The 25,075-nt window shown below is 66.5% G+C and carries 18 protein-coding genes; 17 read left to right on the plus strand and 1 reads right to left on the minus strand.

What is annotated here, in order from left to right; translation table 11 throughout:
- Window positions 1-72 precede the first annotated feature (72 nt).
- The 14 genes from HK401_RS00640 to HK401_RS00705 all read left to right on the plus strand — a co-directional run bounded on the left by HK401_RS00640 (window position 73) and on the right by HK401_RS00705 (window position 18,207).
- On the plus strand, window positions 73-1,728 hold the full coding sequence (locus tag HK401_RS00640) for a sensor histidine kinase (protein ID WP_181272734.1): 1,656 nt from the start codon (window positions 73-75) through the stop codon (window positions 1,726-1,728).
- The gene (locus HK401_RS20935; RefSeq protein ID WP_181272735.1) at window positions 1,725-2,372 is read left to right on the plus strand and encodes a response regulator transcription factor; all 648 of its coding nucleotides are present in this window, start codon (window positions 1,725-1,727) and stop codon (window positions 2,370-2,372) included. The genes HK401_RS00640 and HK401_RS20935 overlap by 4 nt, the downstream gene beginning before the upstream one ends.
- 42 nt (window positions 2,373-2,414) lie before the next feature.
- Window positions 2,415-4,097: a PucR family transcriptional regulator gene (locus HK401_RS00650; RefSeq protein WP_181272736.1), complete on the plus strand. Its 1,683-nt coding sequence runs from the start codon at window positions 2,415-2,417 to the stop codon at window positions 4,095-4,097.
- A gap of 90 nt (window positions 4,098-4,187) precedes the next feature.
- On the plus strand, window positions 4,188-5,840 hold the full coding sequence (locus HK401_RS00655) for a type III PLP-dependent enzyme domain-containing protein (RefSeq protein WP_258233894.1): 1,653 nt from the start codon (window positions 4,188-4,190) through the stop codon (window positions 5,838-5,840).
- 86 nt (window positions 5,841-5,926) lie between these two features.
- Window positions 5,927-7,750: an ABC transporter substrate-binding protein gene (locus HK401_RS00660; protein ID WP_181272737.1), complete on the plus strand. Its 1,824-nt coding sequence runs from the start codon at window positions 5,927-5,929 to the stop codon at window positions 7,748-7,750.
- 215 nt (window positions 7,751-7,965) lie between these two features.
- Window positions 7,966-9,162, plus strand: coding sequence for an ABC transporter permease (locus tag HK401_RS00665; protein ID WP_309135872.1), 1,197 nt, complete (start codon window positions 7,966-7,968; stop codon window positions 9,160-9,162).
- Window positions 9,162-10,163 (plus strand): ABC transporter permease, encoded by a 1,002-nt coding sequence (locus HK401_RS00670; RefSeq protein ID WP_258233895.1) that lies wholly within the window; start codon window positions 9,162-9,164, stop codon window positions 10,161-10,163. The genes HK401_RS00665 and HK401_RS00670 overlap by 1 nt, the downstream gene beginning before the upstream one ends.
- On the plus strand, window positions 10,163-11,818 hold the full coding sequence (locus HK401_RS00675) for an ATP-binding cassette domain-containing protein (RefSeq protein WP_181272738.1): 1,656 nt from the start codon (window positions 10,163-10,165) through the stop codon (window positions 11,816-11,818). The genes HK401_RS00670 and HK401_RS00675 overlap by 1 nt, the downstream gene beginning before the upstream one ends.
- Window positions 11,811-13,100 (plus strand): S66 peptidase family protein, encoded by a 1,290-nt coding sequence (locus tag HK401_RS00680; RefSeq protein ID WP_181272739.1) that lies wholly within the window; start codon window positions 11,811-11,813, stop codon window positions 13,098-13,100. The genes HK401_RS00675 and HK401_RS00680 overlap by 8 nt, the downstream gene beginning before the upstream one ends.
- Window positions 13,101-13,225: 125 nt before the next feature.
- Window positions 13,226-14,026 (plus strand): serine hydrolase, encoded by an 801-nt coding sequence (locus HK401_RS00685; RefSeq protein ID WP_181272740.1) that lies wholly within the window; start codon window positions 13,226-13,228, stop codon window positions 14,024-14,026.
- Window positions 14,027-14,268: 242 nt separating this feature from the next.
- On the plus strand, window positions 14,269-15,432 hold the full coding sequence (locus HK401_RS00690; protein ID WP_181272741.1) for a dipeptidase: 1,164 nt from the start codon (window positions 14,269-14,271) through the stop codon (window positions 15,430-15,432).
- Window positions 15,429-16,130: a type 1 glutamine amidotransferase gene (locus HK401_RS00695; protein WP_181272742.1), complete on the plus strand. Its 702-nt coding sequence runs from the start codon at window positions 15,429-15,431 to the stop codon at window positions 16,128-16,130. The genes HK401_RS00690 and HK401_RS00695 overlap by 4 nt, the downstream gene beginning before the upstream one ends.
- A 115-nt stretch (window positions 16,131-16,245) precedes the next feature.
- Complete coding sequence (locus HK401_RS00700) at window positions 16,246-17,676, plus strand: APC family permease (protein ID WP_181272743.1); 1,431 nt, start codon at window positions 16,246-16,248, stop codon at window positions 17,674-17,676.
- A 135-nt stretch (window positions 17,677-17,811) separates the two neighbouring features.
- Window positions 17,812-18,207, plus strand: a complete 396-nt coding sequence (locus tag HK401_RS00705) for a universal stress protein (protein ID WP_181272744.1) — start codon at window positions 17,812-17,814, stop codon at window positions 18,205-18,207.
- A 65-nt stretch (window positions 18,208-18,272) separates the two neighbouring features.
- Here the strand turns inward: HK401_RS00705 and HK401_RS00710 are convergent, their stop codons facing one another.
- The gene (locus HK401_RS00710) at window positions 18,273-19,310 is read right to left on the minus strand and encodes an NAD(P)/FAD-dependent oxidoreductase (RefSeq protein WP_181272745.1); all 1,038 of its coding nucleotides are present in this window, start codon (window positions 19,308-19,310) and stop codon (window positions 18,273-18,275) included.
- A gap of 585 nt (window positions 19,311-19,895) precedes the next feature.
- Between HK401_RS00710 and HK401_RS00715 the strand changes: the two genes are divergently transcribed.
- From HK401_RS00715 to HK401_RS00725, 3 genes are all read left to right on the plus strand, one after another.
- The gene (locus HK401_RS00715) at window positions 19,896-22,154 is read left to right on the plus strand and encodes an HNH endonuclease signature motif containing protein (RefSeq protein WP_181272746.1); all 2,259 of its coding nucleotides are present in this window, start codon (window positions 19,896-19,898) and stop codon (window positions 22,152-22,154) included.
- Window positions 22,155-22,337: 183 nt separating this feature from the next.
- Window positions 22,338-23,414: an LLM class flavin-dependent oxidoreductase gene (locus HK401_RS00720; RefSeq protein WP_181272747.1), complete on the plus strand. Its 1,077-nt coding sequence runs from the start codon at window positions 22,338-22,340 to the stop codon at window positions 23,412-23,414.
- Between the two features lie 362 nt (window positions 23,415-23,776).
- Window positions 23,777-24,865, plus strand: a complete 1,089-nt coding sequence (locus HK401_RS00725; RefSeq protein ID WP_181272748.1) for a C40 family peptidase — start codon at window positions 23,777-23,779, stop codon at window positions 24,863-24,865.
- Window positions 24,866-25,075 lie beyond the last annotated feature (210 nt).

Consider the following 25,075-nt stretch of genomic DNA (forward strand, 5'->3'; position numbering starts at 1 on the left):
AGCAACCTCGCGCAAGGTTGCTGGGCCGCCGTCAGGTAGTTCGGGGGAGGGGGATGTAGCACAATAGAGGCCATGACTTCAGCGATCGACGGCTCGAGCATGAGCGTTCCGGCCCGTGTGTGGCAGTTCCTCAGGGGGCCGCGCTTCATCGACCTGCCGATCCGCCTGCTGGCGCTCATCATGGGCCTGACCATCCTCGTGCCCGGGTCGTTCGAGATCGCCGAACCCCGCTATGCCGCGTTCCTCATCCTCGCCTACGGCCTCATCGTCCTCGCCGCATTCCTGCCGTTGACCATCATCATCGCGACGACCGGACTGGGCATGGTCTTCTCCCAGCTCTACCCGAGCCTCGAGAACATGTACCCCGAGGCACTCATCCTCGCCACGGCGGTCCTCATCAGCCGTCGCCGGTGGATCGGGTTCGCCCTCGGCACCGTGGGCCTGGCCGCCTACCTCATCGTCGCGACTCGGCTGGGCGCCTATGACGCCGGATTCGAGGGGCTGACCGACCTCGGCTACGGTTGGCTGACCTACGCGCTGCTCGGTCTGTCGGCGAGCTTCGTCGAGGTCCGGATCCGCCGCGAGATCGACCGGCGGGAACGTGCCGCTGTCGAACACCAGAAGACCCTCGATGCGATGCGCGCACGGTTCACCAGCGATATGCACGACACCATCTCGCACTCCCTGACCACCGAGTCCGCGATCATCCGCACGCTGGCGAGGGAGACCGACTCGGAGAACGCCGCGCGACTGCTGGCCGAGCTCTCGCTCGTCAACGCCGAAGCGACCAAGCGGCTGCGCCAGCTGGTGACGAGTCTGAGCACGTGGGAGGCCGAGAGCTGCACCGGGGACCGGCGCAGTTCCCGCATCCGCTTCCGCACCGAGGCCGAGCAGCTGACGACCGCGATCGAAGACGGATGCACGGCCGGTTCCGTGCCGCTGACGACCAGTCTGTCGCCGCTGCCGGCGTATTCCTCGAGCACGCTGGGCCACCATTTCCGCGCAGTCATGCTCGAACTGGCCACGAACGTCATCCGCCATTCCACCCCGGCGACTCCCGCGTCGATCGAGGTCGAGATCCGCGGTGAGCACGGAGACCGGGCCGAGCTGATCTGCCGCAGCACCAATGAAACCCCCGCTGAACTCACCCAGGTGCCGCGATCGCTGGCCCGACGCGCGACCGCAGTGGGCGGGGCCTGCCGAGTCGAGACCGATGAACAGAAGAGAGCCGTCGTCGAGGTGGCCCTGCCCGTCCGCTTCCTCTCACCGTCCGCAGGCGCCCCGTCCGCACGTCCGACCGCAGGATCGCAGTCCGCGGGTTCGCCGTCCGCGACGGCGGTCGCGAACCGCGGGGCCGCGGGAACCGACGCCGACATGATCGATGTCATCGGCGACGACGTGCTGTCCGCGTCATGGGACGGAGGCGGCTCGCCCGCCTCGACGACGATTGGAGACGGGTCGGAGTCGGCATCGGACGGAGGCGGATCGAAGTCGTCGTCGACCGATGTCGGCTCGGCCTCCTCGGCGACGGCCGAAGGCGAGCCGACCACGTCGGCGACAGGCGAAGGCGACCGTGAGTCGAGGACTCCGGAGCCGAACGAGGTTCCCGCCGCCAGCGGTGAGAACCACGCGAACGAGACGGCCCGCTCCGGCGGACCGAACAGCCCTGGCGGCGACCGTCCCACTCGCGATGACTCCGCCGGTCATCGGAACAAGGTCGACGCGTGACATCGGTCCTCGTCGTCGACGATGATTCCTGGACGACCCGCGCGGTCACGGCGGCGCTGCGGGACAACGGCGACTTCGAGGTCCTCGACCCGGTCCACTCCGGCGAAGAGGCTGTCGAGTCCTTCACCGCGCACCGTCCTGACCTCGTGCTCATGGACGTCAACATGCCGCCGGGAATGAGCGGCGTCGACGCGACGGCTGCGATCCTCGAGCACGACCCCGACTCCCGCGTGGTGCTGCTGACCACCGTGGCACCGGGGCCGGGAATCGCCCGCGGACTCGAGGCCGGTGCGCTCGCCGTGGTGAATAAGACAGCGGGCGAGGAGGAGCTCGTCTCGGTGGTGCGGGCCGCCTCGGCAGGGGAGTCGCCCGAACTGCTCAAAGGCCTGGCCGAGGACATCAGCATCAGCGGCGATGAGCTGCCCGAGGCGCCGACCTCCGCGCCTCAGCTGACCGATAGGGAACTCGAGCTGCTCATCCTCCTCTGCCAGGGCCACGGCTACGACGAGATCGCCGAAGCGCAGTTCGTCACGATGAGCACGATGAAGACACATGCGAAGAACCTGCGCATCAAACTGGGCGCGAAGAACCTCGCCCAGCTCGTCGTCCGCGCCCTCCAGTTCAAGTACTACTCACCGGAGTAGGGATCCCTCGAGGCCACCTGCCCGCCTACTACAGTGGGAACCATGACCGATGCCGTGAGCCCCCGCCTGTCCCACCTGATCCGGGACACCGAGGGCTTCCTCCTGCCGCTCACCGAGGTGGCCGACGACATCCTGGTCACCCGGGTCGAATTCGACTTCGACCTGCCCGCCGATACACAGGCGCTGACCGGCACGGTCGTCCTCATCGCCGAGGCGGTCGGCAGCTCCGACCGACTCGATGCGCTGATCGAGACCCACCGTGGAGCGGCGGCCCTGATCCTCTCGCCCGGAGCCCACGACCACCTCACCGACACCCCTGCTTACGGCGAGGGAGGAACCGCACCGGCCCTTCTCGAACGGTCCGCAGCCGTGACATGGTCCGAAGTGCTCGTCCACCTCCGCCAGCTGCGAGAGGGCGCCGCGAGCGCCCTGGCCTGGCCCGATGTCGACGACCTCAGCGCGCTGGCCGCGGTAATCGCGGAGTCGACGGGCGCATCGATCACCATCGAGGACCCGGCCTCCCGCGTCCTCGCCCACGCCAACCTCGGCGATGAGCTCGATGAGATCCGCCGCGAGACCATCCTCTCCGGTGCGATCCCGGGCTGGCGCATCGCCGAACTCGAGGAGTCCGGATTCCTCGACACCGTGCGCCGCTCGACCGACGTCGTCGAACGTCCCGCCGACGGTGCGACCCCGGCGCGTTCGGTGATCGCACTGCGCAGCGAAGGCGAACTCATCGGCACGATCTGGGCCGCCTACCCGGAAACCGTGCCCGCGGAATCTCTGCGCCAGGTGCTGCGCGAAGCGGCCCGCGCAGCACTCCCGGTGATGCTGCGCACCCTGCGGCGCTCACCGTTCGAGAAGCGCATCCGCCGCGAAGCTCTCGGGTCGATCCTCCTCGGCGCCGCAGATCTGGGTCCGGCCGCGACGCTTCTCGCGCTGCCCTTCTCCGGGCATTACTCGGCCCTCGCCTTCGCCGAGGTGGCCCCCGAACGGGAACCGGCGCTGCGGTTCCACCTGCGTGCGGCCTTCGCCGACGCCGTCCTCGCCCACGACGACCGCACCGGTCGGCTCGCGGTGCTCCTCCACATCGACGGGGACCTCACCGCGACCGAGATCAAGCTCCGCGTGGTCACGGCACTCAAACGATCGCTGCCCTCGTCCGAGATGCTCCTCTTCGGGGTGGGTTCCACCGTCGAGAGGCTCGATCATGTGCAGCGGGCCTGGAGGGAGGCGGTCGACATCGTCGATGCGCTGCTCAGCCGCAGTGCGCCGACCGATGATACGTCGCCGTCTCACAACGCGCAGGCGATCGGAGCCACCGCCGATGACGTCGCCGCCGATCTCATCGGGCTCATGACGGCTGATGCCCTCCGCGCCGCGGGATCGCAGGTCTCGATGCGCAGTGCGGGCCCGCAGTCCGGGGCACCTGCCGCGGGCCCGCAGATCTCGGCGCCGGCGCGGGCGCTCGCCGCCCACGATGCGGAGCACCACGGACAGCTGCTCGAGACGCTGCGGGTCTACTTCGCCACCGTCGGCAACTCCGCCGAGGCCTCCCGCCGGCTGCACGTCCACACGAACTCGCTGCGCCACCGGCTCGGCCGGATCGAGGAGATCACAGGGCTGTCGACCTCCGAACGCGCCGAGAGACTGTGGCTGGAACTCTCGGTGCTCGTCGTCGACAGGGAGACCGCCATCGGCAGCAATCGAAGCGGCAGCCGCTGAGCCTGATTGTCGGTTCATCACAACGAGACCGCGTGAACTTTGGCGCAATAGTGTCCGAACCTCATAGCGCCAGCGTTCTAGAGTGCATTCATGCCGCTGACGAAGGACATGATGCACACCAGACACGACACTTCCTCGACCCCTGCCCGGCGGTCGTGCGCGATCTCCGCCGTCGCCGACAACTCTGACCACACTGACGCACCCACTCTCAGTGACGATCCGACACGCGGCGACGCTCCCGCCCTCAGTGACGCACATCCCGTCATCGGCCTCATCGACCTCGACCACATCGACGAGGCCTTTGCTCAGCTGAGCTCGGCCTTCGCCTCCGACCACGACGTCCTCCACGCGGTGGCCTGCAAGGCAGTGCCGCTCCGCCCGCTGCTGCGCCTCTACGCCAAGGCGGGAGCCGGCTGCGAGGTCGCCAGCCCCGGTGAACTCGAACTCGCGCTCGCCGCAGGGTTCACCCCCGACCGCATCGTCTTCGACTCTCCCGCGAAGACCTGGACCGAGCTGCGCCGGGCCGTCGAACTCGGAGTGTCGATGAACATCGACAGCCTCGAGGAGCTCGCCCGACTCGACACCCTGTTCGACGAACGACACCCCACCCCAGCCTCGGCGAGGGTCGGGATCCGCATCAACCCGCAGTCGGGCACGGGCACGATCGGCGCGCTCAGCACCGCCACCCGGACCTCGAAGTTCGGCGTCGGCCTCACCGACGAAGGAGCTCGTGAGGCTGTCATCGGGGCCTACCTCGCCCGGCCCTGGCTGACCCAGATCCACGTCCACTCGGGTTCGCAGGGAATCGGCCTCGACCAGGCTGCCGAGGGCATCGCCGTGGCCGTCGAGCTCGCCGCAGAGATCAACACCCGCGTCAACCGCCGGCAGGTCACGCGCATCGACATCGGCGGGGGACTTCCCGTGAACTTCGACGGCGAAGAGGTCACTCCGACCTTCGCCGACTACCGCGCGGCCCTCGAAGCCCGGATCCCCGAGATCTTCGACTTCGAGATCGTCACCGAATTCGGGCGCGCCCTGCTCGCCAAGGCCGGCACGATCCTCACCCGCGTCGAATACACGAAGACCACCGGCGGCCGCCGCATCGCGATGACTCACGCGGGCGTCCAGGTCGCCACCCGCACCGCCTACGCCCCCGCCGACTGGCCACTGCGCATCCTGCCCTTCGACCCGCAGGGCAGACCCAAGATCGCCGAGGCGGTCCCCACCGACGTCGCAGGCCCCGCCTGCTTCGCCGGGGACCTGCTCGCTCGCGATCGGATGCTGCCCCGGCTCGACGCCGGAGACCTCGTCGCCGTCCCCGACACCGGCGCGTACTACTTCTCGAACCCCTTCTCCTACAATCTCCTCCCGCGCGTTCCCGTCTACGGCTACCGCATCCCCGGTGGTACAGATGCCCGATCTGACCAGGCCGGACCCGACCAAACTGAACCCGGCCCAGCCGACGCAGGGGCCTCCGCCGCCGAGCCGACCGACACTGTCCCGACCGGACCATCCCCATCCCCGGATGAACGCGGCACCGGGGGGCACCTCGGCGAAGGGGCGCCGCAGTTCTTCCTCATCCGGGCCGGGCAGACGATCGACGATGTCCTCGCCGAGGCAGGGGAGCTGGACCTCACTGCACCGCCCGCGGGCGGGCCCTCCCGCGCAACAGGGCCCTCCCGCACCGCAGGGAAGGACGGTGAGCGCGACGCAGACAAACAGGGCGCGTTTATCCGAAGTTGAGGTCAGATCGACTTAGGATGAAGTGTGAGCAGGGTCTCACCTGCAGATATCTATAACCGAATCACGGAAATGACAGAAGGGCAAAGATGTTCACCAACCCCACACTGCGCAGAGGGTGGCGCAGGTGCCTCGCCGGCGTCGCCGCACTGGCGCTGGCCGGATCGCTGGCCACCACGCCCGCTCAGGCGGCGACCTCCGAGGCCCCGGGCGACGACAACGTGCTGCGGATCGCCACCGACGGCTTCATCGATTCATTCAACCCCTTCACCTCTTTCTACCTGCTGCCGACGAACACGTTCCGGTACATGTACGAGAACCTCGTGGCCAACGACGCCAAGGACGGCTCGGTCACCGAGGGTCTCGCCACCGAATGGAACACCGACGACGACGGCCTGGTCTGGACCTATAAGATGCGACCGGACATGAAGTGGTCCGACGGCGAACCGCTGACCTCGAAAGACGTCGCCTGGACGTACACCCAGATGATGGAGAAGGACGGGATGGCGGTCGCCAACGGCAGCCTCGTCGAGAACTTCGCCAAGGTCGAGGCGCCGGACGACGACACCCTCGTCATCACCTTGAAGAAGCCGCAGGCGAACAATCCCGGCCAGGAGATCCCCGTCGTCCCTGAACACGTGTGGTCGAAGATCGACAAGCCAGGGGATTTCAAGAACGACGAGAAGTCCGTCGGTTCGGGCCCGTACCAGCTCGAGAGCTATGAGGCGAACAAGTCCGTCACACTCAAGGCGAACCCGAACTTCTGGCGCGGCAAGCCGAAGCTCGACGAGATCCAGTACCGCTACTACACGAACTCCGACGCCCAGGTGCAGGCGATCCGCTCCGGCGAGGTCGACTTCATCACGGGCTTGAGCCCCGAACAGTTCTCCGCCCTCGACGGAGCCGAGAACGTCGAACTCAACGACGGCCACGGCCGCCGCTTCAACGGCATCTCGATCAACCCGGGAGTCGCCGATGCCAAGGGCAAGGAATTCGGCACGGGGGCGAAGGCGCTCAAGGACAAGAAGGTCCGGCAGGCGATCCGCGCCGGCATCGACGTCGAGACGCTGCGCAAGCAGGTCATGCAGGACTACGCGCAGCCGGCGACGAGCTTCATCCCCGCCGTCTACCCGAACTGGGCACTCAAGTCCGACAACCCGGTCATCAGCGGCTTCGACGTGAAGAAGGCGAAGAAGCTGCTCGACGACGCCGGCTGGAAGGAAGGCTCCGACGGCATCCGCGAGAAGGACGGGAAGAAGCTCACACTGCGCTTCCTCACCGACGCCGACGCTCCGATCGAGCAGAGCACCGCGAAGTTCCTGGCTCCGTGGATGAAGGAGATCGGCATCGACCTGAAGAACGAATCGACCGACGTCGACACCGTGTCCGAACGCACGACCAAGGGCGACTACGACATGTACTTCTCCGGCTGGTCGATCAACCCGGATCCGGACTACCAGCTGAGCATCAACACCTGTGGCCAGCGCCCCGACGCCGAGGGCAACGGCGGCACCAGCCAGGACGGCTGGTGCAACAAGGAGTTCGACAAGCTGTATAAGGCACAGCATGTCGAACTCGACCAGGCCAAGCGCCAGGATCTCGTGCAGAAGGCCCTGGCCATCCACTACGAGGAGACCCCCTCGGTGACGCTGTGGTACCCGAACCAGCTCGAGGCCTACCGCTCCGACCGGTTCGACAACTTCACCAAGCAGCCCACCGACGGCGGAGCGATTGCCAACCAGGTCGGCTACTGGGGCTACGCCTCGGTCGAACCGGTGAGCGAAGAGGACGCCGCTGGCGGCGGCGGAATCGGCACCGGCGGATGGATCGGCATCGGCGCCGCTGTCATCGTCGTCCTCGGCGGAGGCGGCTGGCTGCTCAGCCGTCGGAAGAAGTCCGACGACCGCGAATAGCAGCGCGGCACCGTCGTCCCGGGCGTCGCACAAGCGGCGTCCGGGACGCAGCCCCACCGGGACGCAGCCCCACCGGGACGCAGCCCCACCGGGACGCAGCCCCACCGGGACGCAGCCCCACCGGGACGCAGCCCCACCGGGACGCAGCCCCACCGGGACGCAGCCCCACTGGGACGCAGTCCCGGCCCCTCCCCTTCAGCACCAGGAGCACCACAGTGAGCACACCCACCCACGACGATTCCCGTCCGGGGGACCCGAATCAGGGTCCCACCGGGTCGGGACCCGGCACCACCGGAGCGGGACCCGGTTCCGCGGGCAAGGGCACTGACCCTGCGAGCGGGGGAGCCGCCTCGGCGACGGGATCGGCCGCCTCGGCGTCCGGCTCCGGCGGGGCCGCCCTCACCGGCCCCGACCAGGACATGGACGAACCGCCGGCGGGCGGATCGTTCGCGCGGTACTTCCTGCGCAAGCTCGGCGGGGCGGCGACGTCGATGATCCTCGTCGTGCTCCTCGGCTTCTTCGCGTTCCGCCTGCTGCCCGGCGACCCGGTGCTCAAGATCGCCAAGGAACGGCCGATGAGTCCGGCCCAGATCGCCGAGCTGCGCAGTCAGTACGGGCTCGACAAACCCGTCATCGTCCAATTCTGGGACTACCTCGTCGGCATCGTCACCGGCGACCTCGGCGAGTCCTACGTGTACCGGAAGTCCGTCGCCTCGCTCATCGGCGAGTACCTCGGCCCGACCCTGCTGCTCACCGCCACCGCCGCGGTCATCGCGATCGCCTTGGGCCTGTGGCTCGGTCAGCTCTCGGCATGGCAACGCAATTCGCTCTTCGACAAGGTCGCCTCGTCGACCTCGCTGATCTTCTGGTCCGTGCCGACGTTCTGGCTCGGCCTCATCCTGCTCATGATCTTCGGCGGCACCCTGCAGTGGCTGCCCACCGGCGGCATGGTCACCCCGAGCCTCGAACCGTGGTCGGCAGCCGCGGTCATCGACGTCATCAAGCACCTCATCCTCCCGGTCATCACCCTCGTCGCCGTCGTCTACGCGCAGTTCCTCATGGTCATGCGCGCCTCCCTGCTCGAGGAGATGAGCGAGGACTACCTCACGACCGCCCGCGCGAAGGGGCTGACCGAGGACGAGGTCCGTCGCAAGCATGCCGTGCCCAATGCGCTGCTGCCGACGGTCACCGTCGTCTTCCTCCACATCGGCGGGCTCATCGCCGGCGCCGTCACCGTCGAGGCCGTGTTCTCCTGGCCGGGGCTCGGCAAACTCACCTTCGAAGCGATCCGCGGCCCCGATCTGCCGCTGCTGCAGGGCACATTCGTCGTGTTCTCGGCGATCATCATCGTCATGAACCTCGCCGCCGACCTCGTCTACCGATTCCTCGATCCCCGCGTCAGGAGGGCATGATGCCAGCGAATACCCCCGCCGAGGCGGCCCCGGGCAAGCCATCGGGCGCAGGCTCCCCGTCGAACGGCTCGGATCCGCGTGGCTCGGATCCGCGTGGATCCGCCCCCGTCGTCGACGGCGCAAAGCTCGTCCGCGAACGCCGGCTGAACAACGCGAAGAAGAACTGGGCGCTGTTCCGCTCCGACATCCCCGCGATGGTCGGGGCGGTCGTCCTCCTCTTCTTCATCGTCATCGCCGTCGTCGCCCCGCTCATCGCGCCCGAGTCGATGCTCGACGTGACCAAACAGCTCGACGTGCCCCGCTACGCCCCGCCGAGCCTCGAACACCCCCTGGGCACCGACGACCTCGGCCGCGAGATGTGGGTGCGCATCCTCTGGGGTGCCCGCGTGTCCATCCTCGTCGGCGTCGCCGCGACCGTGATGTCGATGGTCATCGGCACGATCATGGGCCTGGCCGCCGGTCACTTCACCGGACTCTTCGGCGGCATCATCATGCGCATCGTCGACTTCTTCATCGTGCTGCCGTCCCTGCTGCTGGCGATCGTGCTGTCCTCCGTCCTCGAACGCGGAGTCTTCACGATCGTCGTCGCCATCGGGCTGACCTCGTGGGCGTCGACCGCGCGCATCGTGCGCTCGCAGACGCTCAGCGTCGAGTCCCGGCTCTACATCGAAAGGGCGCGCATCCTCGGTGCCGGGCATCGGCATATCCTGTTCCGGCACCTGCTGCCGTCGGTGATGCCGCTCGTGCTCGCGAACACGACGCTGACCGTCGGTGGGGCGATCATCGCCGAATCCACCCTGTCGTTCCTCGGCCTCGGGGACACGAGCAAGGAGTCGTGGGGCACGATCCTGAAGAACTCGATGGACGTCTCGGCCGCGACGTCGGGCTACTGGTGGTACGTGCTCACCCCCGGCATCGCCATCCTCCTCGTGGTGCTGGCCTTCACCATGGTCGGCCGCGCGCTCGAGGCCATCATCAACCCCGCCCTGAGGAGCCGCTGATGACTGACTTGAGCTTCGAGAACGTCTCGATCACGTACCGTTCGTCCTCCGACCGCGGCGACGTCGTGGCCGTGAAGGATGTCAGCCTCGACCTGCCCGCGGGAGCCACGCTGGGCATCGCCGGGGAATCCGGGTCGGGGAAGTCGACGCTGATCATGTCGGCCCTGCGGCTGCTGCCCAAGTCGGCCCGGCTGGACGGGCGGGTCCTCCTCGGCGGGAAGGACCTGCAGGACCTCAACTTCGGGCAGATCCGCGCGGTCAGGTGGGCGCAGGCCTCGATCGTGTTCCAGGGTGCCCTGCATTCGCTCAACCCCGTCCGCGAAGTCGGGGGCCAGATCATCGAGGCGCTGACACACCATGCGAAGGATACGTGGACGACCCCGGAGAAGCGTCGGGATCGGATGTTCGAACTCTTAAGCGAGGTCGACCTCGACCGGTCGAAGGCCATCGCCTACCCGCACGAGCTCTCCGGCGGACAGAAGCAGCGGATCATGATCGCCATGGCGCTCGCGTGCGAACCGGACATCATCATCGCCGACGAACCGACCACCGCCCTCGACGTCATCGTGCAGAAGCAGATCCTGTCCGGGCTCGCCGCCCTCGTCGCCGAGCGCGGGATCTCGCTGCTGATGATCAGCCACGACCTGGCCGTGCTCTCGGCGGTGTGCGCGAATCTCGCGATCATGCGGCACGGGAAGCTCGTCGAATACGGCCCCAGCGACGAGGTGTGTCTGCGCCCGCAGGAGGAGTACACGAAGCAGCTCGCCGGTGCGTTCCCGCAGATCGGAGACCCCGAATCCCGGCTGAATCCCAGGACCCTCAAGCCCGCCGAGGTGACCCGGGCGCAGCCGTACACCATGGGTGACGAGGTGGTGCTCGAGGCGAAGGACCTCAGCGTCTCCTTCGACACCCGGCATGGTCGGGAGAGAGCCGTGCGCGGCGTGGACCTGGCGCTGCACAAGGCAGAGATCCTCGCCGTCGTCGGCCAGTCCGGTTCGGGGAAGACGACCCTGGCGCGGTCGCTGCTGGGGCTGCAGGAGGTGGAGCCGGACTCGCAGCTGTCGTTCGCGGGCAAGCCGCTGCCGAAGAAGGCGAAGGCGCTGCGGACCTTCCGCCGACAGGTGCAGATGATCCTCCAGGACCCGTCGGGGTCCCTCAACCCCAAACGCAGCGTCTACGAGGCGGTGGTCGAAGGGCTGCGCGTGCAGGGGATCAGGGACCGCGAGTACGAAAGGGTCGTCGGGGCCCTCGAAGCCGCCGAGCTCACGCCGGCCGCGGACTATCTCGAGTCGATCCCGCAGGAGCTCTCCGGCGGACAGCGGCAGAGGGTCGTCATCGCCGGGGCGCTCGCCCTGGACCCGCAGGTGCTCATCGCCGACGAGCCGGTGGCGTCCCTGGACGCCTCGGTGCGCGGGGAGATCCTGTCGCTGTTCCTCGCGCTGAAGAAGAACCTCGGCATGAGCGCACTCATCATCACCCACGACCTGGGCCTGGCCTGGAACATCGCGGATACAGTGGCAGTGATGAAGAAAGGCGAGATTGTGGAATACGGTGATGTCGACACGGTCCTGAAGGACCCGCAGCACGCCTACACGCAGGAACTGCTCGCCGCGGTTCCGCGACTGGGAAGTCAGAGTCTGGTGAGGAATGAGTAGCCCGTACCTCGACACCGCGCCCCTGCAGCCCGGTGACACGGTCCGCCTCGTCGCGCCGTCCGGGCCCACCGACGAGGAGTCGCTGCTACGCGCCATCGCCCAGCTCGAATCCTGGGGGCTTCGCGTCGTGCCTGGTGAGAACGTCCGCGCCCGGCATCCGCGGGTGACGTATCTCGCCGGCACCGATGAGCAGCGCCGCAGCGACCTCGTCGACGCCTGGTGCGATCCGGACACCGACGCCGTCATCGCCCTGCGCGGCGGATACGGCGCCATGCGGCTGCTCGACGGCATCGACTTCGACCTCATGCGCCGGCACCTGCGACGCCGAGACGGCCGACCCAAGCTGCTCACCGGATCCTCGGACATCACCGCCCTCCACCAGGCATGGGAGCACCACCTGGGCGTGGCGACACTGTTCTGCCCGATGGTCGGCAACGACCCGTTCAAGAGCTCGACAGTGGTCCCCGCCGAGGTGGCCTCCTGGCTGTTCCACCCTTGGGGCGGCCGCGAACTCGGTTTCCCGGCCGGTGTCGGCTCCCCTGCCGGTATCGGCGGCGCGGATGCGGGCGTCGTTGCCGGTTCGGAAGCGGACCCTGCTGCTGGCGCTGGCGTGGATTCCTCCGCCGAGCCGTCGCTTAGGTGGGCGAAACGGTCGGACGAATCCGCTGGGCAGCCGACCATTTCGCTCACCCAAGAAGGTGCCGCGGCAGATCTGCAGGGAACTGGTGCGCTGGAGACCACTGGGCAGGGGACTGGTGCGCGAGAAGCCGCTGGGCAGGGGACTGGTGCGCTGGAGACCACCCGGCAGGGAACTGCCGTGGCGTCTCGCCCGCTCAGCCGGGCGCGGACGTTGGTTCCGGGTGAGGCGAAGGGCCGCCTCGGCGGGGGAAACCTCAGTCTTGTCGCGGCAGGGATCGGCAGTCCGGAACTGCTCGGTGCGAGCCGGTGGCGCGAGACGAACGGGCCGACGATCCTCATGCTCGAAGACGTCGACGAGGAGCTGTATCGGCTCGACAACCTCATGGTTCAGCTCGACCGCGGCGGGTGGTTCGCCTCTGCCGATGCGGTGGTGCTCGGATCGTGGGAGGACTGCGCGCCGGTCGACGATGTCGAGGCGCTGATCATGGACTATCTCGGCGATGCGGGCATCCCGATCGTCAGCGAGATGGGGTTCGGACACGACCCGGATGCCCCGAGTGTGCCGCTCGGTGTCGCTGTCACGCTCGAAGCGCCGGCGGATGGTCGGCCGCGGATGTGGGTGCACCCGGCGGAGGACACATGAGGTCGTTGTGGAGGTGGCAATCCGCACCAGCCGGGTGCACCGAAGCAGAAGGGCCACACGGCAGCGGGTGACGAGATGACGAATACGACGACCACGACGACCACGAAACTGACAGGAGCGCGATCATGAGCGAACTGAACTTCGACGGACTGCCGGGGGTGCGCTTCAGTGCATTGGCCTTCGACGTCGACAGCGGGGAGAGGGTGTTCGCCCATCACGAGAACGATGAACTCGACACTGCGAGCATGGGCAAGGTGTTCCTGCTGCACACGGCGCTGCAGATGTACAAGGACGGCACGCTCGACCTCGAGGAGCGCCTGCACCGCCGGCCGTCCGAGCGGGTCGACGAGTCCGGGATCTGGTACCTCATGGAGCAGGACGATCTGAGCATCTTCGACGTAGCGCTGCTCATCGGCGCCTTCAGCGACAACTTCGCGACGAACGTCCTCATCCGGCGGGTCGGACTCGAGAACGTTGCGGCGCAGGTGAAGACGCTCGGGTACTCGAACTCGGGCCTGCACGACTTCCTGCGCTGGCCGCGACCGGCGAAGGCGCCGCGGACCCTGTCGACGGGCACGGCCGCGGAGATCAGCGACTTCATGGCCCGACATGCGAAGGACGAGTTCTGGGACGAGTCGACGAACGAGGTCTTCCGCCGCTGGCTGGGCGCCGGCGCGGACACGTCGATGGTCGCTTCGGCGTTCGATCTCGATCCGCTCGCCCACTACAACTACCAGCGCGACGTGTGGGTGTGGAACAAGACCGGCACGAACGGGACGATCCGCGCCGACGCCGGAATCGTCATGACCCCGCAGCGTCGCGTCGCCTATGCGGTGTTCGCGAACTGGGAGCCGGGCACCGACCGCGTCGTCGACGTCATGCCGATCATGCGCGAGGCCGGCGACGCGATCCACCGGTTCCTCTAGGCCGCCGGGTCGGGGCGGCGACACGTTCACTTATCGCTGCGGTCGAAGAACACGTCCCCGGCGACGCGAGTTTCGACCGAACCGATCAGTGACAGACCGGACCACGCCTGGCACTCGGACCACCCCGCCAGCACCCAGCGGGCAGGCCACCAGCACCCTGCCAGCGCCCCACCAACACCCAGCGGGCAGGCCACGACCGCCCAGCCCGCACCCCACCGTCACCCCACGACAAGGAGAAGCACATGAGCATCGACGTCTTCGACGGACACAACGACCTCGCCTGGTTCCTGCGCGAAGAGCGCGACTACAGCGTCGAGGGTCTCAATGACCCGGCCGTCTCGCCGTTCACCACGATGGATCAGCTGGCGGCCGGGCACGTCGCCGCGCAGTACTGGTCCGTCTACGTCCACTCCTCGATCACCGGGGCCGATGCCGTCAAGGCGACGTGGGAGCAGATCGACGCCGTCCGTCGCGTGGTCAGCGCTTACCCCGAACGCCTCGCCTTCGCCCGCACCGCCGCCGACGTCCGCTCCGCCCGCGCCGCCGGGAAGGTCGCCTCGCTCATGGGTGTCGAGGGCGGCCAGCAGATCGACGAGTCGCTTGCTCTGCTGCGTTCCTACGCCCGCGCCGGCGCCCGGTACATGACGCTGACGTGGTCGACGACGCATTCGTGGGCCGACTCGGCCACGGACGATCCGCAGCATGGTGGCCTGAGCGACTTCGGCCGTGAGGTCGTGGCCGAGATGAACCGGATCGGCATGATCGTCGACCTCTCCCACGTCGCACCGTCCGTGATGCACCAGTCGCTGGATCTGAGCACCCTGCCGGTGATCTTCAGCCACTCGTGCGCGTACGGCCTCAACCCGCACCCGCGCAACATCCCCGACGACGTCCTCGATCGCGTGCCCGACAACGGGGGAGTGGCGATGATGACGTTCGTGCCCTCGTTCGTCTCGAACGAACGTCGCGAATGGGTCGAGGCCGGGGAGAACGGCACCGCCCCCGAGGTGACCGTGGCCCAGGTCGCCGACCACTGCGATTACGTACGCGAGAGGATCGGCATCGACCACATCGGCCTCGGTGGCGACATCTGCGGAGTCGATGAGCTGCCGACCGGGCTCGGCGATGCGGGTCAGTATCCGAATCTCTTCGCCGAGCTCGCCTCCCGCGGCTGGTCGCAGGCCGATCTGCGCAAGCTCGGCTTCGACAATGCGATGCGCGTCCTCGACGCGCACGAGGACGCGTACACCGCCTTCCTCGGGACGAGCGACAGTGCAGCCGGATCCGACGACACAGCGGCACCCACCGGCACGACCGCCTCGGTGCCGGCTGAGACCGGCACGGCCGGACCCACCGGCAAGGCCGCTCCTAACGGCACAGCCGCCTCGGCGGGGTCGGAATCATGACCCGCCTGCTCGTCATCGTCAATGACATCGAGTCTCAGCCGGGGCAGCTGACGCGGTGGATGATCAGCGAGAACGTCGAATTCGACCTGCGCATCGGGGGTATCTCGCCGCTGCCGGGGCCCGACGCGCTCAGCGCATATGACGGGCTGGTCATGCTCGGCGGCGGATACATGCCCGATGAGACGGACCGGGCACCGTGGCTGGCCGATGAGGCCGCGCTCGTAAGGCGTGGGCTGGAAGCGGACCTGCCGCAGTTCGGCATCTGCCTCGGAGCGCAGCTCATCGCGCACGTGACCGGCAGCGATGTGCGCGCACAGACCGGGGCCCCGGAGAAGGGGTACACGAGGATCGACACCACCGCCGAGGCGGCCGACGACCCCGTGTTCTCCGCGATCCGGACGCAGACGTCGTTCGTCGAAAGCCATGTCGACCGCATCGTCTCCCTGCCGGGGGAGGCGACGCTGCTGGCCCGCAGCGAGGCCTGCGAGTTCCAGGCGTTCCGAGTCGGCCGGGCCTGGGGGACGCAGTTCCACCCGGAATCGACGCGGGAGAACATTCTGCGGTGGGACGGGCAGAAACTGCGGACACTCGGGTTCGATAAAGCTACGCTGTTGGATGAAGCGACGGAGCTCGGGCCTGAGAGCGAACGTGATGCGAAGGCACTGTTCACTGCGTTTCTCGATGTTGTGCGGAGCTGAGGCATACTGGGTCAGGCTCTGACCACCGTCGGAGTTGCCAGGACTGCCAGGACTGCGGTGAACCAGCCGCGGCGAACCGGCTGCGGCGAACCGGCCGCGGCGAACCGGAGGAATCATGAGCGACAAGGGACCGACGACCACGGTCGAATCAGGTGACGGGCAGCAGCCCGAGACCCTCAAGCGGGTCATGGGGCCGAAGCTTCTGCTCCTGTTCATCGTCGGCGACATCCTCGGAACGGGCGTCTACGCGCTCACCGGCCAGGTGGCGGGGCAGGTCGGCGGTGCCGGCTGGGCACCGGTCATCCTCGCCTTCGCAATCGCCCTGATCACGGCCTTCTCCTACATGGAGCTCGTCACGAAGTACCCGGAGGCCGCGGGCGCCGCCCTGTATACGCACAAGGCGTTCGGGATCCACTTCGTCACCTTCCTCGTCGCATTCGCCGTCCTCAGCTCGGGCATCACCTCGGCGTCGACGGCCTCGAACGTGTTCGCGGCGAATATGGTCGCCGGCTTCGGCTGGGACATCTCGGGCACCGGCGTGATGTGGATTGCACTCGGATTCCTCACCCTCGTCGCTGCGATCAACCTCCGCGGGGTCGGCGAGAGCGTCTGGTTCAACGTCGTCCTCACACTCATCGAACTGACCGGTCTGCTGCTCGTCATCGTCGTCGGATTCTTCGCCCTGGGGTCCGGCAGCGCCGACTTCTCGCGGGTGATGATCTTCGAGACCGCCGATGACAAGAGCGTCTTCCTCGCGATCACAGGTGCTACGGCGCTCGCCTTCTTCTCGATGGTCGGGTTCGAGGATTCGGTGAATATGGTCGAGGAGACGAAGGACCCGCGGATCTTCCCGAAGATCATGCTCTCGGGACTCTCCATCACCGGTGTGATCTATGTGCTCGTGTCCATCGTCGCGGTCGCGGCGGTTCCGATCGGTCAGCTCTCCGAAAGCGACACCCCGCTCCTCGACGTCGTCCGGGCCGGTGCGCCCGGGATTCCGATCGACGCGATCTTCCCGTTCATGACGATGTTCGCCGTCGCGAACTCCGCGCTCATCAACATGCTCATGGCCAGCCGCCTGCTCTATGGAATGGCGAAGCAGAACGTGCTCCCGCCGGTGTTCGCGAAGGTGCTGGCCGGCCGCCGATCGCCGTGGGTGTCGATCATCTTCACGACGCTCATCGCCTACGCGCTCATCATCTCGGTGACCACGATCCTGCCCGAATCGGTGACCGCATCGCTGGGCGGCACCACCTCGCTGCTGCTGCTCGCGGTCTTCGCCGTCGTCAACGTCGCCGTGCTCATCCTGCGCAGGCAGCCGGCGAAACACGAGCACTTCAAAGCACCGACGTTCCTGCCGTGGATCGGCGTTTTCAGTTGCGCATTCCTCGTCGGCCCGTGGGCCCGCCTCGACGACCTCATCCAGTATCAGATCGCCGTCGCGCTCGTCGGAATCGGCGTCGTCCTGTGGGCCATCACCTGGCTGTGGAACCGTTCGACGAAGGGCACGAGCACCCGCTTCCGCAATCCCGAGGAGCTGACGTGAGGAACCCCCGCCGAGGTGGGGCACCGTTATCCTGGGAAGCAGGGCCACCGCGAGGTGGGGCCACCGTCCCGCCCGCTCAGTTCTGTTTCGTTTCAGCCAGCTACTATCAGCGCTCAGATCAGCGAAGGTGAATAAATGAGCATTCTCGTCGGTTACGTCAACAATCCTGCCGGTCATGCCGCACTCGACTCCGGAATCGCGCAGGCGAAGAAGGACGGCAAGGAGCTCGTCGTCGTCAACGCCTCCCGGTCGGCTCAGCGCAACGATTCGTACCGCCTCGGCGAGGGTGAGCTGAAGTCCGTGAAGGACTATCTGTCACGGTCAGAGGTCGAATACCGAGTGCTGACCATGGGCAGCGAATACGATCCGGCCGAGCAGATCCTCGACACCGCCGCCGAGGTGGGGGCCGAGCTCATCGTGCTCGGCACCCGGAAGCGCACCCCGGTCGGGAAGTTCCTCCTCGGTTCGACGATCCAGAAGGTCATCCTCGACGCCGAAGTTCCGGTGCTGTGCGTGAAGGCCACGCACTGAGGCTGATTGTGCGCTGACGGGGACCGTGCCCGATGCCTCGCGCACTGAGGCCATCGTCCGGCTGATCAGCCGACCGAGCTCATGATGAGATCGGCGTTGACGTGTGCACCGGCGAGGACGCCGCTCGCGGCGCTCGCCACGACCATGGCCGACATGTCGGCGCTGTTTCCGATCGCCCACACGCCCGGCACCGCGGTCTGGCCGGCCATCTGCGTGGGTATGTAGGTTCCCATTCCGCTCGGGTGCTCGTCGACTTCGCCGCCGAGCTGGCCGAACAGCTCGGAGTTCGCGCGTGCGTAGCCGCCGACGGCGAGGGCATCGAAGGTGAGGGTTTCGACGACAGCCACGGCATCCACTGTCCGTCGCTTCAGCGATAGGACGGTGCCGGCGTCGGTGCGGTCCACCTCGGGGATGTGGGCATCGATGTACTCGATGCCGAGCGAATCGAGCATCCTGACCTGGTCGTCATCGGGCTCGGGAGCGTTGTGTCGGATGAGGGTGACGTCGTTGCTGAGCTGGGAGAACAGCATCGCCTGATGGTAGGACATCGCGGTGGTCCCGATGATGCCGAGGCGCTGCCCGCGGACCTCGTATCCGTGGCAGTACGGACAGTGCAGGACGGTCTCGCCCCAGCCCTCGGCGAGGCCGGGGACGTCCGGCAGTTCGTCGGTCAGTCCGGTGGCGATGATGATCCGCTGGGCGCGGACGACGATCCCCACCGAGGTGGTCAGTTCGAACCGATGCCCCGGGCCCGCCTCGGGGGAGTGGGTTGTGCGGGCTTCCGTGACAGTTGCGTCGAGGAAGGCCACTCCGTAGTCCTCCGCTTCGGCACGGCCTTTCGCGACGAGTTCGAGAGGATTGATGCCCTCGTTGCCGAGGACGTTGTGCGCATGCGCGCTCGGCGCATTGCGGGGCTGACCAGCGTCGATGACGACGACCGAGCGCAAGGATCGGGCGAGTGCCACCGAGGCTGCCAAGCCGGCAACACCGCCGCCGACGATGGCCACCTCGACGGTCTGAGTGTCGTGCGCGGACGTGTGGGCGTCGGTGGGTGATCCGGGGGCGGTCGGTGTTGTGGGATTTGCGGGCGTTGTGGTGGCCATAGTTCTCCTCAGGTGTCATTCGTGGCTGCCGTGGATCGGTTGGTGCGATGAATTCGTGGCTGCCGTGGATCGGTATATGGACAGTCTGTGGTGCGAACCTGCGAATCTGCAATACTATTTGCAGAAATAGCAAAACCTTCTCTGCTGCCGGTATGGTCCGCTGGTGTGGACCGGCTTCCTGTGCGCCGCTCACTGCTGCTTCCTGTAAGACCCCGAAGTGGTGTCAGTGCCGAAATGTAGTCTGAATGCAGGCATTGGAGACCATGCCTCCTCGGTTCTTCTCTTCCGGGATTCGCTGCGACTTCCCTCTTCTTCCGCCCGGCTGGGAAGCCTTCTTCTGCCCGGCAGGGAAGCGCGATGCATGACGGCTTTATCGGCATTGCGGTCCGGCACTTCGAGGATTGTCTGAGGACGATCCACTCCTTGCCGGGCCTCAGTCTCATAATGACGTCAAGGAATAGAAGAATTTCGAAGAGGGAAAAGAGAAAGGAATACAAATAGTACAGAACTATAGACAGTGTTCTAATCCTGATTTAGAATATAGGTAGCCGAAGACATCAACGATGATGAACGGACACAGAGAACATGGCTCTCATCCCCGACCGTAGGCACGACAAACAGAACGACGAATCCGACTCGGCTTCGTCGACCCCGCTTCGACCCGACACCCCGATGCCGACCCCTTCCGAAGGGCCGGAGACCGCCGCGCCGTCCTATCGGGAGCTTCTCGAACGGGCCGGCCTCGATCTCACCGGTCATCCCCTGGCTGACCGCTTCGACGGTATCGCCGACGACGCGACCGACGACGAAGACTTCGCTGTCACCCCGTCGACTCTGCAGGGAAGCGACCTGCGAGACGCAGAAGGGCTGTGGTCGCGCAAGCCCGTTCAGCCAAGCACCGAAGACGATGTCAAGGCGTATATCGCGGAGGCCGAAGCGCGCCAGGCTGCGTGGGTGAAGAAGAAGCGCGAAGAGAGCGAGACACCGGAACAGCGCGAAGAGCGTAAGGCGCGTGAAGCGCGCGACGAACGCGAAGCGCAGCAGTTCCGTGAGGACTGCGAACGCGAAAGCGCCGAACTGGACGCACGGTTCGACCAGTACGAAGAGGAGAAGCAGAAGGCGCAGGAGGCGGCACGCGAGGCCGAGCTCGAGCGCGCCGAGCGCCATAGAGTCGTGGCCGAGAACGCCACGCCGACGGCGGGTGGTCACCCCCTGCTCGACGAGTATCGCTGGTCAGACCTCGAGCACATCGCGCCGGAGGTCACCGACAGCGTCGAACAGCTCCAGCGCCTGCTGGGCGAACTCCGCGACTTCGCGCGGCCCATGGGGCCTGATGACGCCGTGACGGTGCTCGACGGGCTCGAAACGCTCGACCGACTGACCGAGTCGTTGTCAGTCGTCACCCTTTCGGTCTTCGACCGGGTCGGAACGCCACGCGACTACGGGGCGAAGACGACTAAAGCGCTGGTTCAGAATCGTTTGAACCTGTCTTCTCAGGAGGCCTACCGCAGGACGCAGCTCGCCGAGCATCTGGGCAAGCGAACCGCTATGAGCGGGGAATCGATCGAACCGCAGTTCGCGACACTGTCGGCAGCCCTGCGCGACGGCATCCTGTCGTCGAACCAGGCGTCGACCATCATCAAGTGCCTGAAGAGTCTTCCGCCGACGGTCTCCGACGACGACAAGCTCATGGCCGAACGGCTGCTCGTCGACAAGGCGCCAGCCGTTCGCGTGCGAGACATTCACGCCCTCTTCGAGGAGATCTGCGGCTGGATCGACCCGGACGGGCGGGAGCCGAAAGAAGCGGCCGATCGCGATGACTTCAACGTCAACTTGCGCCAGCTCAAGGACGGCACCTGGACCCTCAAGGGCCGACTCGACGCAGAGACGGGAGGAGTCCTCAACGGACTGCTCACCTCCCGGATCAAGGCCGACAACGCATCGGACGAGGAAGCCGACGCGCCGTGTGCGGAAGGCAGCGCCGACGATACTGCCAGTGCCGGCACGGAAGGCGCTGCGGGTTCCGAGTCCCAAGCCGGGACGCTCGCCGACAGCGCTGCTGAGGCCGCCTCCGGCGCCGCGGAGGCAGACAGCGATCAGGCCATCGTCGACACCTTCACCGAAGTTCTGCGCGGGGATCGCTCCGACTGCCTCGACCCCTCACTCGACTTCTCACAGCCGCAGGTCGGCGACAACGGCGAGATCCCGCAGGGCGCGGGCGTCAGGGAAGACGGCACTCTGGTCGCGATGGCTGCACAGCAGCCGAGCGTTCGCCGCCGGATCTACGAACGGTTCTCCAGCCTCGTCGGTGGTATCGAGATGAACCGCATCAAGGCGGGCGCCGCCTACGCCCTGGTCGTCACGGCCAAGGCCGAGGACCTCGCGACGCAGGCCGGCAAAGCCGCCACCGAGGTCGAGGCACCATTCCCGATCACCTCGGCCGCTCTGGAAGGACTCAACGGATCGGTGTTCTTCCACCTGATGGGCAAGAAGACCAAGTCGTTGGCGCTCGCGACCGAACGGCGACTGGCGACCGAGAAGCAGCTGGCGATCCTCGCCAGCCGCGACCAGGGATGCTCATTCCCCGGTTGTGACACCCCTCCCGGATGGTGCGAAGCACACCACATCGTCGCTTGGGCAGAAGAAGGCGAGACCGACGTCAACAACTTGACGTTGGCATGTTCGGCCCACCACCACCTGATCGACAAGTCCGATTGGTACTGCATCATGCTCAAGGACGGTCGCCCGGCATGGGTGCCTCCGACATCGGTCGACGCGGCTCGGACACCGATCCTGCATGCGCGGTTCATCGCGCGGGAGATCGGAGAGACCCTCTTCGGCTGACCGACCTCGGGACTGCGGACGACCGCAGCCCCGACACCGGATCGAGGCTCAACCCAGTGCCCGCATTGGCACCGGGCTGACAGTCGACCCGCCGGCCGAACCTACAACCGACCGTGCCAACCGGCTCGGCTGTACTTCCGGCCACAACCGGAATGATCCCGTCGCGCGCACTGTTGCTCGGATATGAAGCTTTCCATTCTCGACCTCGTCCCCGTCCGGGCGGGACAGACCACGTCAGACTCGTTCGCTGCGTCCAAGCAGATCATCGACACCGCCGACAGGCTCGGGTTCACTCGCTACTGGGTGGCCGAACACCACAACATGCCCTCGATCGCCTCGACGATGCCAGGGCCGGAACTCATGCACCTCGGTCAGGGAACCGAACGCATTCGGCTCGGCTCCGGCGGTGTCATGCTTCCCAACCACGCGCCCTTGGCCGTTGCCGAACTCTTCGCGCTGCTCACCGCTGTCTACGGCGATCGCATCGACCTGGGCATCGGACGTGCTCCCGGTACGGACCCGATCACCTCTGCGGCTATGAGGGGCCACCTCGGCGAAGGTCGGATGGTCGATCGCGAAGGTCAGACCATCGACCCAGTCGAACAGTTCCCGCAGCATGTGATCGATACCCTCAGCCTGATGCGGCCGGAGGGTCTGCGCGTGCCTTTGCACGGTGGCCGCGAGCACGTACTCAAGGCGACACCGGACCCGATGCCGGGCACTCAACCGCTGCCATGGCTGCTCGGGTCCTCCGGCTACTCTGCTCGATTGGCCGCAGAATTGGGCATGCCCTACGTCTTCGCGAACCACTTCGCGGCAGGGGCCACGACCGGAATGAAGATCTATCGCGACAATTTCACCCCCGGAGCCTACGGCGACAAGCCACAGACCTTCGTCACGGCCAACGTCGTCGTCGCGCCCACCGCCGAGGAAGCGCAGCTGCGGTCAGAACCCTTCATGCTGCAGATGTCTCGACTGCGCACGGGTGGTCCGATGGAGAAGCTGCGCCTCACCGGTGATGACGTCCGATCCGTCATGACCGATCAGCAGCGCATGGTCGGCGAAGAACTGTCGGCCAACTGGATCGTCGGTGATACGGAATCCGCTGCCTCGCAGCTGGAAGAGCTCGCGGCACGATTCGACGTCGACGAGATCATGATCCAGCCGGTCGCAGGTGCGATGGAAGGTGAAGATCTGCGTGAGGATCCCGGGCGGATTCAGACGCTCGAACTGCTCGCCGGAGAATTCCTCAAGGGCTGACGACCTGGCGTTCGCTGACAGCACGGTGAATCAATACTCTGCGGCTGATTCCACCGGTCCACAGTCACGGTCGGGAGGTCTGACGACTGTTCAATAGGTTCCCTGCTGAGGTCTCAGCTCAGCATCGAATCGGGCAAGTGGACTTCAAACCTTCGACAGAGCACGCTATCCTGTCACAGTGTCATGAATGCTGCCAGTCGTTCGACAGCCAGCATGATCGACACCGTGCACCGTCTCGGCACCAACGAGGTTCCCCATCAGGGAATCCCTGTCGGTGACGAGGCAAGTACGCCGAATGCGTTCGCGCATCTTCGGAGACTTCCCCCACGCGGGCCTGCCGCCCGCAGACCGAAAGAGAAATAATGCGTACCAAAATTGCTGTTTCGGCAGCACTTGGGGTCGGATTGGTTTTCGGCTCCGGTGCTCCCGCACTCGCGAGCAGTCTGACCTCGACCGATGCCGCAAAGTCAGCCGAGATCTCAGCCGATGTCGTCCCCGGTCAGGAACTCGAACGAATCAGTGACGGAAAGATCGAAAAAGGCGAAACCGCCTACGTCGACGTCACCGTGGCCACCCTGTGGACCGACACAGACGCACCACGCAAGGCCGACAAACCTGCCCTCGGACACCCTGTCGACCTCGCCAAGTGGAACAAGAACCTCAAGAGCACCGATGTGCGGCGCGGTCTGACCGGCAAGACCGAAACACAAGCCACCTACGGTTCGGAAGTCACCGTCCTCGACACCAAGGGCAAATGGTCCTACGTCAGCGTCAAGGACCAGAAGACCCCGAAGAACAAGAAGGGCTACCCCGGCTGGCTGCCGACGAAGCAGCTCGTCGAGAACGACCGCTTCACCAAGCTCCGTGACGAGCAGCCCCGCGCCGTCGTGACGAAGCCCAAGAGCGAACTCGAAGGCATCGAGTTCACCAAGGACACCGGAGCCGACGTCAGCTTCAACGTCGATCTGCCCCTCATCGCCCAGGACGTCGATGATGTTCGCGTCGCGCTCCCCGGCGGCGGTGCCGCTTGGATCGATGCCGACGACGTCGACGTCTACGACGTCGGCGAGAAGCCGGCGAAGCCCAGCGGCAAGGACCTCGTGAAGACCGCGAAGCAGTTCGACGGACTGCGCTACCTGTGGGCCGGCGTCTCCGCATACGGATTCGACTGCTCCGGCTTCACCTACAGCATCTACCGAGCACATGGCATCGACCTTCCGCGTGACTCGGGGGAGCAGGCGAAGGTCGGCAAGGCCGTGTCCTCGAAGAGCCTCAAGGCCGGCGATCTGCTGTTCTTCTCCACCAGCTCAGGAACCGTGCACCACGTCGGCATGTATATCGGAGACGGGAAGATGATCCACTCGCCGAACGCGTCGAAGGACGTCTACGTCACCGATTGGAAGAAGTGGGATACGGGCAACGAGTTCTCTGGAGCCCGCCGCATTCTCTGATCACGCAGCGCGCGAATTCGAAGGCCGGCACCCGACGTACGGATGCCGGCCTTTGGCGTACGCGGGCTATAGGCCAAAATGCGGACGAGCGGCGGTCACGGTGGCCGCCGGCCGCTGCGCCGACAATCTTCGGGCACGTGTCAGGTGGGCAGGCGGCGGTCGGGCACGTGTCAGGTGGGCAGGTAGCGGTCGGGCGATGCCCAGCGCGAT

The organism is Brevibacterium oceani (assembly GCF_013623835.1).
GTDB lineage: Bacteria > Actinomycetota > Actinomycetes > Actinomycetales > Brevibacteriaceae > Brevibacterium > Brevibacterium oceani.

Excerpts from the sequence above, each read along its gene's own strand:
- HK401_RS00710 (WP_181272745.1), bottom strand. The coding sequence starts at position 19,310 with ATGGCCACCACAACGCCCGCAAATCCCACAACACCGACCGCCCCCGGA.
- HK401_RS00700 (WP_181272743.1), top strand. The coding sequence starts at position 16,246 with ATGAGCGACAAGGGACCGACGACCACGGTCGAATCAGGTGACGGGCAG.
- HK401_RS00680 (WP_181272739.1), top strand. The coding sequence starts at position 11,811 with ATGAGTAGCCCGTACCTCGACACCGCGCCCCTGCAGCCCGGTGACACG.
- HK401_RS00715 (WP_181272746.1), top strand. The coding sequence starts at position 19,896 with ATGGCTCTCATCCCCGACCGTAGGCACGACAAACAGAACGACGAATCC.
- HK401_RS00725 (WP_181272748.1), top strand. The coding sequence starts at position 23,777 with ATGCGTACCAAAATTGCTGTTTCGGCAGCACTTGGGGTCGGATTGGTT.
- HK401_RS00720 (WP_181272747.1), top strand. The coding sequence starts at position 22,338 with ATGAAGCTTTCCATTCTCGACCTCGTCCCCGTCCGGGCGGGACAGACC.
- HK401_RS00690 (WP_181272741.1), top strand. The coding sequence starts at position 14,269 with ATGAGCATCGACGTCTTCGACGGACACAACGACCTCGCCTGGTTCCTG.
- HK401_RS00650 (WP_181272736.1), top strand. The coding sequence starts at position 2,415 with ATGACCGATGCCGTGAGCCCCCGCCTGTCCCACCTGATCCGGGACACC.
- HK401_RS00705 (WP_181272744.1), top strand. The coding sequence starts at position 17,812 with ATGAGCATTCTCGTCGGTTACGTCAACAATCCTGCCGGTCATGCCGCA.
- HK401_RS00655 (WP_258233894.1), top strand. The coding sequence starts at position 4,188 with ATGCCGCTGACGAAGGACATGATGCACACCAGACACGACACTTCCTCG.
- HK401_RS00685 (WP_181272740.1), top strand. The coding sequence starts at position 13,226 with ATGAGCGAACTGAACTTCGACGGACTGCCGGGGGTGCGCTTCAGTGCA.
- HK401_RS00675 (WP_181272738.1), top strand. The coding sequence starts at position 10,163 with ATGACTGACTTGAGCTTCGAGAACGTCTCGATCACGTACCGTTCGTCC.
- HK401_RS00670 (WP_258233895.1), top strand. The coding sequence starts at position 9,162 with ATGCCAGCGAATACCCCCGCCGAGGCGGCCCCGGGCAAGCCATCGGGC.
- HK401_RS00640 (WP_181272734.1), top strand. The coding sequence starts at position 73 with ATGACTTCAGCGATCGACGGCTCGAGCATGAGCGTTCCGGCCCGTGTG.
- HK401_RS00660 (WP_181272737.1), top strand. The coding sequence starts at position 5,927 with ATGTTCACCAACCCCACACTGCGCAGAGGGTGGCGCAGGTGCCTCGCC.
- HK401_RS00695 (WP_181272742.1), top strand. The coding sequence starts at position 15,429 with ATGACCCGCCTGCTCGTCATCGTCAATGACATCGAGTCTCAGCCGGGG.